The organism is Acinetobacter sp. PFS20 (genome assembly GCF_052261015.1).
GTDB lineage: Bacteria > Pseudomonadota > Gammaproteobacteria > Pseudomonadales > Moraxellaceae > Acinetobacter.
This window is the reverse complement of sequence record NZ_JBPVZE010000001.1, coordinates 2,671,395-2,683,157: the sequence shown is the minus strand read 5'-3', so window position 1 is coordinate 2,683,157 and position 11,763 is coordinate 2,671,395. Positions and strand designations below refer to the sequence as shown.

Sequence of the window (11,763 nt, the reverse complement as noted above, 5' to 3'; positions counted from 1 at the left end):
TGAAATTAGTGTTTTTACCCTCATATTAATATTAGGCTGACCCCGAGGTTTGGAGAAGCGAAATGGCTTATAGCGAAAAGGTAATTGATCATTACGAAAACCCTCGTAATGTTGGTGTTTTAGACAAAAACTCTGAAAATGTAGGTACAGGCATGGTGGGTGCACCAGCATGTGGCGACGTGATGCGTTTACAAATTCAAGTAAACGATAGCGGTGTGATTGAAGAAGCACGCTTTAAAACTTATGGCTGTGGTTCAGCAATTGCTTCTAGCTCACTTGTAACTGAGTGGTTAAAAGGCAAAACTCTTGATGAAGCTCAAGCAATCAAGAATATTGATATCGCAACTGAGCTTGCTCTTCCACCTGTAAAAGTTCACTGCTCTGTACTAGCTGAAGATGCGATTAAAGCTGCGATTGAAGATTACCGCACTAAAAAATCAAAAGCTTAATTTGTTATTACTGTAAACGTTGGAGTTTTCATGATTCATTTAACTGAAAATGCTGCGACTCATATTAGCAATTACCTCAAGAACAGAGGTAAGGGTGAAGGCATTCGCGTGGGTGTGAAAACTTCTGGCTGTTCTGGGTTGGCTTACGTTCTTGAATTTGTTGATTCTATCGATGAACATGACGAAGTTTTCGAACAATTTGGCGTTAAGGTATTTGTAGATCCAAAAAGTCATGTCTATTTAGAAGGCTTAGAAATGGACTACGTCAAAAATGGCCTTAATGAAGGGTTCGAATTTAACAACCCCAATAAAAAAGGTGAATGTGGTTGTGGTGAGTCTTTCACTGTATAACCCATCTCCTTCCATCTCTCATTAAAACAGTGTCTTTTATAGCACTGTTTTAATGTATTTAATTAACGTGGACCTCCTTTCTAATGAATCATTTTGAGTTGTTCAATTTACCCGTAGAACTCGATATCGATTTGGCGAGCTTAAAATCTAGTTTCTTGAATTTGCAGCAGCAATATCATCCAGATAAAGCAGAAGATAAAAATCAGGCATTGATCAAATCAAGTGAAATCAATCAAGCTTTTAAAACATTATCGCAAGTAGATAGCCGCGCAGCTTATCTTTTAGCATTAAAAAAGCAAGATCATCACCTTGATCAATCTATTAGCGATTTTGAGTTCTTACAATCAGCTTTGGAACTTCGTGAGCAACTTGATGAAGCAACCTCCCCAGAACATCTAAGCACTCTTAAACAAGAAGTGTTTCAATGGATAGAAAGTTTAGTTCGCGAATTTAAAATTGATTACTCAGATGAAGACTGGGGTGAAGCTCGCGATACTGTACGTAAATTACGATTCTTTCAGCGCGTTCTTAATGATATTGAAAAAGCAGAAGATCAAATGTTGGATGACGAAGACAACTTTGATTTAGACGACGATTTTTAATTTTGCTTTTTCCAATTTATATTCAAGGGATTTAACTCATGGCACTTTTGCAAATTGCTGAACCGGGTCAATCCAGTGCCCCACATCAACACCGCATTGCGATTGGTATCGACCTAGGAACAACACACTCCTTAGTTGCGACAGTGTTATCAGGCAAGCCTAAAGTACTCAATGATGAAAAAGAAAGAAGACTCCTTCCTTCTATTGTGCACTATGGAAATGATGCAACTCACTACGGTGAAGAAGCAAAGCCTTTCCTTATTGCCGACCCGAAAAATACAATTGTTTCTGTAAAACGCTTTATGGGTCGTTCAAAAGCAGATATCAAATTTCAGCATCCATATGAATTAATGGGGTCTGAAAATGAGATGCCAGCTTTTGAAACACGTGCTGGTCGTAAAACCCCTGTTGAAATTTCTGCAGAAATTTTAAAACAATTAAAAGACCGTGCTGAAACTAGTCTACAAAATCCAGTAAATGGTGCAGTTATTACTGTTCCTGCCTATTTTGATGAAGCTCAGCGACAAGCAACTCGTGATGCAGCACAACTTGCTGGTTTGAATGTATTACGTTTATTAAATGAGCCAACCGCTGCTGCTGTAGCTTATGGTTTAGACCAAGAAACTAATTTAGCTACAGATCATAACTACGTAATTTATGATCTAGGTGGCGGTACTTTTGACGTATCAATCTTGCGTTTCTCACAAGGTGTCTTTGAAGTATTAGCTACAGGTGGCCACACTGCTCTAGGTGGTGACGATTTAGACCGTCTCATTGTTAAATGGGCTAAAAAGCAGTTAGATATTGATACTTTGAGCGATGAAGCATATGCAGTATTTATGGTTGCTGCTCGTCAAGCTAAAGAACAATTATCTACTCAAGAATCAGTTCAGTTAAAATTACTTGAAAATGTATTAACATTGGACCGTCCAACTTTTGAAAGTATTATTCAAGTTGCTTTAGATAAAACAATCAGTGTTTGTAAGCGTGTTTTACGTGATGCAAAACTTGAATTATCAGATATTCAAAATGTTGTTTTAGTGGGTGGCTCTACGCGTTCGTATGCTGTTCAACAAGCGGTTCGTAATGTATTTAACCAAGAACCTCTTTGCACGATCAACCCTGATGAAGTGGTTGCAATTGGTGCTTCGATTACTGCCAACCAATTAATTGGAAACAGTCAAGACGGTTCATTACTTTTAGACGTAACTCCTCTTTCACTTGGTCTAGAAACCATGGGTGGATTAGTAGAGCGCCTTATTTCACGTAATACTGCTATTCCTGTTGCTCGTCGTCAAGAATTCACAACTTATCAAGATGGCCAAACTGCCATGCTTATTCATGTGGTTCAAGGTGAACGAGATTTGGTAGAACATTGTCGTTCATTAGGAAAATTTGTCCTTCACGGCATTCCACCAATGACTGCTGGTCAAGCACGTATTGAAGTTACCTTTCAGGTTGATGCAGATGGTCTACTCACTGTTTCAGCTCGTGAAACAACTTCTGGTGTACAGGCTCAAATTGATATTAAACCATCTTATGGTTTATCAGAATCTGATACTGAGCGCTTATTAATTGAAGGTTTCCAACACGCGGAAGAAGATAAAAATCTACGCCATTTAAAAGAAACCAAAGTTGAAGCCCAACGTGAACTTGAAGCATTGGAACAAGCTCTCAAAGTTGATGCTGATTTGCTTAATAATGAGCAGCTTGAAGCACTTAAAACTGCTGAAAATTTGCTAAAAGTTCAGCTTGAAGGTAATGATATTCAAGCAATTGAAAAAGCTGTAGAACAACTTAAAGTACATAGTGATGCTTTTGCCGCATTACGTATGAATCGACATATTGACCACGCCTTAAAAGGTACAAAACTTGAAGATTGGTCAAATTCAAACTAAAGGTATAGGTGATCAATATGCCCCGTATTAAAGTACTTCCTCATGCTCAGTTTTGCCCTGAAGGCGCAGAATTTGAAGTTGAACAAAATGCAAATCTTTGTCAAAGTTTGCTTGATCGAGGAATTAAAATTGAACACGCTTGTGACATGTCGTGTGCTTGTACAACTTGTCACGTAGTTGTTCGCAAAGGTTTTGACAGCCTAGAGGAAATGGATGATGTTGAAGCAGATCTTTTAGATCGCGCTTGGGGTCTTGAACCAGATTCTCGTCTCTCTTGCCAAGTGAAGATTGTTGATGAAGATTTAGAAATTGAGATTCCTAAATATACAATCAATCACGCATCCGAAAGCCATTAAAATAAAAAAGCTGCTTTTAAAAGCAGCTTTTTTTACTTCACATTTTAAGCTTTAAACCTGATCTTGTTGATCAATTTCAATAGGTTTAACTTCATCTTCAAGTCTTAACCGTGCAATACCTTGAGTATTAATTAAAGTTTGTTGAACTTTAAGTCGTTGAATCATTTTCTCAAGTACTTCTACTAACTCAGGGTACTCATAGTTTTGTACTTCTTCTAAATTAAGGACTAAATGGAAGCCTTTATATTCATAGTCGAACCATTGCTGATGATCTGACTTATTCCCTGTGTATTTCTCCATTACCTGCCATGTCTTCACAGCACCTTGAATACCTTTTAAGTAAATTGGTGTTTTTGGAGCACAAAGAAAATCACTTTTGATTAATTGATAAGTATCATCTGAAATTAAAATTTCATCTATTTCAGCAGCATATTGTAAACGAGCTGCTAAATTCACATCACGGCCCACAATAGTATAAGCCATACGATGTGTTGCCCCATAATTCCCTACGTGGCAGTAACCAGTACTAATTCCCATGCGAATATGTAAGGCTGAGTACCCCATTTTTTTCCAACGCTCACGTAGCAATTTCATTTGCTGACGCATAGCGATTGCCATTTCTACACAGGCTTTTGCATCTTGCTCTACACCCTGAGAATTCGGATCACCAAAAAATATGAGGATCGCATCCCCCATAAATTTGTCGACAGTAGCTTCATACTGCTTGGCAATTTCCGTCATATGGCTTAGATAGTCATTAAGCAAAAATGCCAAATCATCAGGAATTAAAGTTTCTGATAATTCTGTAAAACCCTGAATATCCGAAAAAAATACAGTCATTTTTTTTCGTTTATATTCAATTTTTGCTTCTGCCTCACCGCGCATGATAGATTGCCACAACTGTAGTGGCGCATAACGGCTTAACTGATTAGCAAAAGCAATATAACGGGTCATTTGATCATAGTAATGTTGACGCTGCTGACTGATTTTTTTAACCCAACGATGTTGGTAGTAATTTCCAATGGTAATAAACATCACTAAACCCAAGAGTGTAATTACAGTTAACTCTTGGCTAGTAGGTTCAAAATATGTATAAAAACCAAATAGGAAAAAAGTACTTAAATAAAAAATTATCGCGCCTAATAGGCTCGTCAAACAAATAACTGCGAAAGAAATACGACTATTAATTGCAGAATAAAATAATGCAAATACTGCAATAAATGTAGGCACTAAATTAAGATGCAGACCCGCTAAGGTAACTGCTACAACAATTGCATCAATTGCAAAAAAGACACTTTTTTGAGTTTTCTTATCAAATTGGTATTGAAGCCAATGTTCTAACTTCGAACTAATAAAAAGTAAAAAGAGAAAGAAAGGAGGAACATAGATCTGATAATTTGTATTAGGTGAGGTAAAAGCATAGATCACTAAAATTAAGGACAGAATTGAATATCCCATCAAACGATGAAAATATGCAAACTGCTTAGGCTCTCTATCGATAAACCTCTCTAATTGCACCCTGTCCTCCATACCTCAATGTAGCCACATTCATATAAATGTGGCATTGCATTGATTTAATCCATGCGCCAATCAAAAGGCATATCACCTTGACCACGTAAAGCAAGCATAAGGGTTTGACGCATATGAGCCAGTACATCATTTGTGTATGGAACTGCAGGTGTTCCCCAAACTGGCTTAGGCCATGCAACATCATTTTGATAACGTACAACATGATGGAAATGCAACTGAGGTACCATGTTACCTAAAGCTGCAACATTCATTTTATCAGCACGGAATACTCGAGCTAGCTGGCTAGATAACCAACTTGATTCACGTAAAAACTGTTCTTGATCAGCTTGGCTCAATTCATATAATTCTGTGATTCCCGGTACACGAGGGATTAAAATCAACCACGGGAATTGCATATCATTCATTAAACGACATGTTGAAAGCGGAAAATCGCCGACAAAAAAAGTATCTTGAGCAAGTTGTGGATGCAAACTAAACATATCTTTTATAAATGACAATAAACAATAATGGCTAATACTATCACATCAGTTTTGATGTGAGTATTGCTAGTGGCTGGTTTGATTACAAATAACAATGATTTTATGCACTTATTCCTCCTGTGATCCGAGAAATCGTGCATAAAATTCTGATATCAGCTTTTAAAAAATTTGTATGGGATTAAAATCACTTTGAAACACTATTTAAGCATGTAATTCATTTAATAATTTAGCTAATAAATCATTAATAAATTGAATGCGCTTTTCCTGTTCTTCTAACTGAACCATAACTTTTAAACGCTGTCCGCCCTCCATACGATAATAGGTCGGATGCTTTTGCATAAGCTGAATAATGCTAATCGCTTGAACAGGTGTATCAGGTGAAAATTCAATATTACCACCTTGAGTATTAATATCGATTTTTGTGATACCCAGTTGTTCTGCTTTCAAGCGAATCTGATGGACAGTAAACAAATGTTTAACCGATTGCGGAGGAACCCCAAAACGATCAATAAGTTCCATACGGATATTATCGAGTTTTTCTTGTGTGTCTGTATTACTAATACGTTTATAGAACAATAAACGCTGATGCACATCTCCTAAATATTCATCTGGAATCAGTGCCGGAATATGTAAATTAATTTCCGCAGTCAGCGATAAAGGCGCATCAAAATTCGGTGTTTTTCCTTGCTGAATTGCCTTAGTGGCTTTTTCAAGCATTTCCATATACAAGCTATATCCGATTGCCTGCATTGAACCGCTTTGTTGTTCACCTAAAAGCTCACCAGCACCGCGAATTTCTAAATCCTCTGTAGCTAACATAAAGCCAGCACCGAGTGTAGAGGCACGTTGGATTGCATCCAAACGTTTTTCTGCATCACCTTTCAAGTGTTTTATAGAAGGAACTAACAAATAAGCATAAGCTTGGTGATGTGAGCGTCCTACACGACCACGTAATTGATGTAATTGAGCCAAACCAAGTTTATCGGCCCTTTCTATCAAAATTGTGTTGGCGTTTGGAACATCAATTCCGGTTTCAATAATGGTTGAACATACCAATACGTTAAACTCTTTGTGATAGAACTGCTGCATCACTTGTTCGAGCTCTCTTTCTCTCATTTGCCCATGTGCAACTGCCACACGAGCTTCAGGTACAAGAACGCGGATGTTTTCAGCGGCTCTTTCAATCGTATCGACTTCATTGTGTAAGAAATATACTTGGCCACCACGTAGTAGCTCACGCAAAATCGCTTCTTTAACAGAGGCTTCTGTATGCTCTTGCACAAAGGTTTTAACAGCTAAACGACGAGCTGGCGGTGTAGCAATGATAGATAGATCACGCATTCCCGAAAAAGCCATATTTAAAGTTCGCGGAATTGGTGTTGCTGTAAGCGTCAACATGTCTACATCTGCTCGTAATGCTTTGATACGCTCTTTATCACGTACACCAAATCGATGTTCTTCATCGACAACCATGAGGCCCAAATCTTTAAATTGCACATTTTCCTGTAAAAGTTTATGTGTTCCCACCACAATATCGACTTTACCAGCAATTAAATCTTCAATATTTTTTGTATGGGTTTTACTTGAGCCAAAGCGTGATAGCACTTCTATACGCACAGGCCAATCAGCAAAACGATCTTTAAAAGATTCATAATGTTGTTGCGCAAGTAAAGTTGTCGGCACTAAAACAGCAACTTGCTTGCCATTTTGCACAGCAACGAACGCGGCTCGCATTGCCACTTCAGTTTTACCGAAACCTACATCACCACAAACAAGTCTATCCATAGGTCTAGCTTGCTGCATATCGTGAAGTGTTGCTTCAATAGCATTGGCCTGATCGAGTGTTTCTTCGTAGGCAAATCCACTGGCAAATTGCATATAAAGTGATTGATCGAGTTCGAAACCAAAACCAGGTTTTGACTGACGACGTGCTTGTATATGTAATAATTCGGCTGCAACATCATGAATTTGTTCTAAAGCTTTACGTTTAGCTTTACTCCACGCATCACTTCCAATTTTATGAAGTGGCGCTAGATCGGGATCACCACCACTATAGCGACTGATAAGATGCAAATTAGTCACAGGAACATAAACTTTTGCCCCTTCAGCATAATTGAGTTGCAAGAATTCATAATCTTGCCCTTCAATTGCTAAAGTAACTAATCCTGCATAACGTCCCACACCATGATCAATATGGACAACTGGGGCATCAATACTGAGTTCAGTCAAACTGCGAATTAAGAACTCTTCAGAAACTTCTTGCTGACGTTTACGACGACGCTGAACTACCCGATGTTCATATAACTGATTTTCTGAAATAACCGTTAATTGGTCTGTTAAAAGTAAGCCACGGTCGAGCGGTGCATTTGTAATAGCAATCGCAAACTGACTCGTTTGAAATTGTTCAAAACTGTCTACGCTAGGGATATCTCCTAGACTGGCACGCAAACCATCTCTTAGGCTTTCACGTCGGCCTGCACTTTCTGCAACCAATAAAACGGGATGATTTGCTTCATCAATATATTTTTTGACGACGGTAAACGGTTTTTCTTTTTTCGGATCGACTGCTAATTTTGGCGGCTGTTCTGCCTTAAGATTTAATGCGCCAGCTTTTTCTTCAACCAATTCGGCACTTACAAGCATACGCGGAAACTGGTTTAAAGCACTGAGTAAATGGTTTGGTGCAATAAATAATTCTTCAGGAGGAAGAATTGGCTGATCTACATTATGACGTCTGTCTTCGTAACGACGGAAAACTTCTTTCCAAAAATTAGTTAAATCGGTGTCTACATCATTAGTTGTAATTACAATGCAATTCTTTGGGAAGTACGTTGTAAGTGTACTTTGCGATTGCATTTGTGTTTTATCAAAAAATAATGGTAAATAAAATTCAATTCCTGGTGAAGCAATTCCCTCTAAGACATCTTGATAAATCGGGTTTTTCTTAGGATTAGCAGTCGGAAAAAGTTCAGAATATCGATCTCTAAAAATTGAGCGAGCTTCTTTTAATGGGAATTCTTTTGCAGGTAAAACTGTAAAACTTTTTAAAGTGGTAGTCGTTCTTTGTGTTTCAGGATCAAAGAATTTTAATGTATCAATTTCATCATCAAACAGATCAATACGGATAGGTGCTTCTTGTCCTGACGCAAAAATATCCATAATACTGCCACGCACAGCAAACTCACCGTGATCATAAACAGTATCTACCAAATGATAACCAGCTTGTACCAAACGTAATTTTTGCTGTTCTAAATCAAATTTTTGACCTACACGAATATCAAAATGTTCACCCAAAACCCATGAATATGGCGCAACTCTTTGAGCTAAAGTACTTGCTGAAAGGAGTAATACACCCTTCTGAGGCATATTAGATAAAATTGCGAGGCGTTCTGAAACAATATCTTGATGAGGTGACAAACGGTCATACGGTAAGATTTCCCAATCCGGGAAAATTGTTGGTTTTATGCCATAAAATTCAAGTTCACTTTCTAATTGAGCTACATGCTGGTTATTTCTGGCAACCACAACAAGTAAAGACGAATGCTGAACAGCAATTTCCTTAAATAATAATGCAGCAGATGAACCTAATAACGACCCCACCCAACGCTTTTCACCGGCCTTGAGCTGTTGTAAATTCAATTGAGAGATTTCTTGTTGAAACATGTATATGGCTTTTATCAGCTAAGAAGATATAGGCCTAATAGTAGCATGATGTTTTTAGTGAATTGAGTTATTTTTTTGAAAATCAAACTACTAGTTAGCCCTACTTTTTATATTTTTTAATCAATTAACTATGATTATTTATCACGCAAAAACAAAACGTAATATTGATTTAATATTTGTATAATCGCTTTAAGCTGAAGTAGCTTTTCTTGTGTATTTCCTAATCTTTCTACATAGCGCTGGGTTGCGATTTCCAGATCAATTTTTTCATTAATTTGTGGAGTAATGAGGAATAACTTCTGAAGATTATCAAAATTTTGTAATTTGCGGTTTGAGAAATACTCAAGATGTTCTGACCATTTCTCATTGATTACTACATCGTTAATGATAGGTCCTCGTTCAGAATCAAATTTTAATTGATTCTCTTGCAAGTAAAGTTGTTCTGGCGTTTCTTTTGAGCCTTGAAAAAGCTGAGTTATCTTCTTAAACATTTCATCACATCATATTAATTTTAAATTTAAGCAATGGAAGCAATCTAATTACTTCCATGACTTAAGCATTCTAATTTAACGACTATTCATCGCCTAAATCATCAAGAAAATCGACAGTTGGTACAAAAAATAAGGTACCAGTCTGAGCAGTACTAAAGTCAAGCAACCGATCAAGATTACCATCCTCATTGCCTAAAAACATGTTTTCAAGCATTTGTCTGGTTGTACTAAATTTACGTGAGTAACCAATAAAGAATGTGCCATATTCATTTCTAGACGGATTTGAAAAAGGCATATTAGCTCGCATAATTTTAAGCTCATTGCCTTCTGCATCATGAGCTTTACTTACAACATTATGAGCAGTTAAAGGCTTTTCATCATCACCGAGTTCAACATCATTAAACTTTTTGCGCCCAATTACTTTTTCTTGCTCTTCATCGGTTAATGAACGCCATTTCTCCATGTCATGTGTATATTTTTGAATAAAAGCATAGCTTCCCCCGATAAAATCAGGATCTTCATTACCCACTAATGCCCACTGCGCTGCAATAACGGGTTCAGGGTTTTCAGTCCCATCAACAAAGCCAATAATTGCACGCCCGTCAAAATAGCGAAAACCATTAACCTCATCAATTGGATACGTTACTTTACCAAGCTGTTGATTAATTATATTGCCCAGCTCGTAGCATAAAGCCTGACGATCGGCACGAATATGAAAAAATAAATCACCCGGAGTTGAGACAGCCGTATATTTCGGGCCTCTAATTTCTTGAAATGGTTGTAACTCTTGAGGTTTCGCTTGCTCTGGGAATAAAATATCCCATGCATTTGAACTGAAACCCAACGTTGCATTAAATTTAGTTTCTGGGTAACGATTAGACAGACTTCTGGTTAACGCTGAAAAATTAGCAGCAAAATCTTTTACTTTTTCTATTACAGAATCACCTTGAGCTAGTCCCAATACAATAAATAATGCATTTTCACCAGGAGCGCTCGTTACAGGCTGAATTCTCATACATTCCATAAAATATGCCTTTTAGGTAATTAACCTTATTAATTTAGCATACTCATTTTCTTTTCATATATCTTGTAATGAAATCTGAGATTAGTAAGAGTTTAAGTAAAGCACCTTAAACTCTTACTAAAATAGATATTAATTAACGCCCATACTGCTTCTTTAAATATTTTACGATTTGAGCAGACTCAAACATCTTCACTCCAGTATTTGGATCTACCAAATACGGCACCTGCATTTTACCTTGCATAATAGGCAATATTTTTTCTCTTTTTCCATCTTTTAAAGGTATATATTTACCTGGCTTTAAACGAAGTATGGCAGGTCCCATATCTTGCCATCTTTCTTTTGCCACATTATGCAAAATATATGGAAGCTCAAGCTCACAAAGTAAACCTCTTACGACTCTTGAATAAGGACTTGCTTCAAAGCTCCATAACTCAAGTTTTTGCTCAGGCGCAGCTCTATCAACAATTTTTTTATTGATCCAAACTCCACGAGCACCATTTAATATGGTCCCTGCAAATGCCACATATGGCATATTCGGGTAACTCGAAAATTTCTGAGGTGTCTTTCCAGTCTTACCGTAGTGTTTAAATAAATGATGAATAATATCTTGTGATTCATATAGCTGATCACCAGTATTTTCATCAATTAAAAAAGGAAATTGTAATTTCCCACCTTTTTCTTTTACAACTGAACGATACTTTGTTCCACCTTTAGGGCATGGATAAATTTCCACGTCCAAATTCAAAAGTGTAATCACTTCACGAACGCGGCGGCAAAATGGTGAACCTTCAAATTCATATAGTTTTAAAGCTTTTACAGGTTGCTGTGGAAATGCTGTTCCTGTAACACCTCTACCACCTTCGGCAATTGCAGATACAACTGCTTGAAGTACTTTAATTTGATGAATCACCATCATGCGT

General features: G+C 37.3%; 11 protein-coding genes. 5 read left to right on the top strand and 6 right to left on the bottom strand.

Annotation, left to right across the window (positions count from 1 at the left end):
- The first annotated feature begins 62 nt into the window (after positions 1–62).
- The 5 genes from iscU to fdx all read left to right on the top strand — a co-directional run bounded on the left by iscU (position 63) and on the right by fdx (position 3,656).
- Positions 63–449: a Fe-S cluster assembly scaffold IscU gene (gene iscU, locus ACS125_RS12680; RefSeq protein ID WP_004792646.1), complete on the top strand. Its 387-nt coding sequence runs from the start codon at positions 63–65 to the stop codon at positions 447–449.
- Positions 450–479: 30 nt separating this feature from the next.
- Positions 480–800 (top strand): iron-sulfur cluster assembly protein IscA, encoded by a 321-nt coding sequence (gene iscA / locus ACS125_RS12675; protein WP_238611192.1) that lies wholly within the window; start codon positions 480–482, stop codon positions 798–800.
- Positions 801–883: 83 nt separating this feature from the next.
- Positions 884–1,402: a Fe-S protein assembly co-chaperone HscB gene (gene hscB, locus ACS125_RS12670; protein ID WP_005304822.1), complete on the top strand. Its 519-nt coding sequence runs from the start codon at positions 884–886 to the stop codon at positions 1,400–1,402.
- 38 nt (positions 1,403–1,440) lie between these two features.
- Complete coding sequence (gene hscA, locus ACS125_RS12665; protein WP_312821835.1) at positions 1,441–3,300, top strand: Fe-S protein assembly chaperone HscA; 1,860 nt, start codon at positions 1,441–1,443, stop codon at positions 3,298–3,300.
- A 17-nt stretch (positions 3,301–3,317) separates the two neighbouring features.
- The gene (gene fdx, locus ACS125_RS12660; RefSeq protein WP_004792653.1) at positions 3,318–3,656 is read left to right on the top strand and encodes an ISC system 2Fe-2S type ferredoxin; all 339 of its coding nucleotides are present in this window, start codon (positions 3,318–3,320) and stop codon (positions 3,654–3,656) included.
- Between the two features lie 51 nt (positions 3,657–3,707).
- Here fdx and ACS125_RS12655 read toward each other — a convergent pair whose 3' ends face one another.
- The 6 genes from ACS125_RS12655 to ACS125_RS12630 form a co-directional block, all read right to left on the bottom strand.
- Complete coding sequence (locus tag ACS125_RS12655; RefSeq protein ID WP_023274248.1) at positions 3,708–5,174, bottom strand: adenylate/guanylate cyclase domain-containing protein; 1,467 nt, start codon at positions 5,172–5,174, stop codon at positions 3,708–3,710.
- A 56-nt stretch (positions 5,175–5,230) separates the two neighbouring features.
- Entirely contained in the window at positions 5,231–5,665 is a 435-nt protein-coding gene (locus tag ACS125_RS12650) for an HIT domain-containing protein (protein ID WP_004792657.1), read from the bottom strand.
- A gap of 201 nt (positions 5,666–5,866) precedes the next feature.
- On the bottom strand, positions 5,867–9,328 hold the full coding sequence (mfd, locus tag ACS125_RS12645) for a transcription-repair coupling factor (protein ID WP_443272452.1): 3,462 nt from the start codon (positions 9,326–9,328) through the stop codon (positions 5,867–5,869).
- A gap of 134 nt (positions 9,329–9,462) precedes the next feature.
- Positions 9,463–9,819: a hypothetical protein gene (locus tag ACS125_RS12640; protein WP_004792661.1), complete on the bottom strand. Its 357-nt coding sequence runs from the start codon at positions 9,817–9,819 to the stop codon at positions 9,463–9,465.
- A gap of 82 nt (positions 9,820–9,901) precedes the next feature.
- Positions 9,902–10,834, bottom strand: coding sequence for a Dyp-type peroxidase (locus tag ACS125_RS12635; protein ID WP_151963295.1), 933 nt, complete (start codon positions 10,832–10,834; stop codon positions 9,902–9,904).
- A gap of 142 nt (positions 10,835–10,976) precedes the next feature.
- Complete coding sequence (locus ACS125_RS12630; RefSeq protein ID WP_174741122.1) at positions 10,977–11,759, bottom strand: glutathione S-transferase N-terminal domain-containing protein; 783 nt, start codon at positions 11,757–11,759, stop codon at positions 10,977–10,979.
- Between the last annotated feature and the right edge of the window lie 4 nt (positions 11,760–11,763).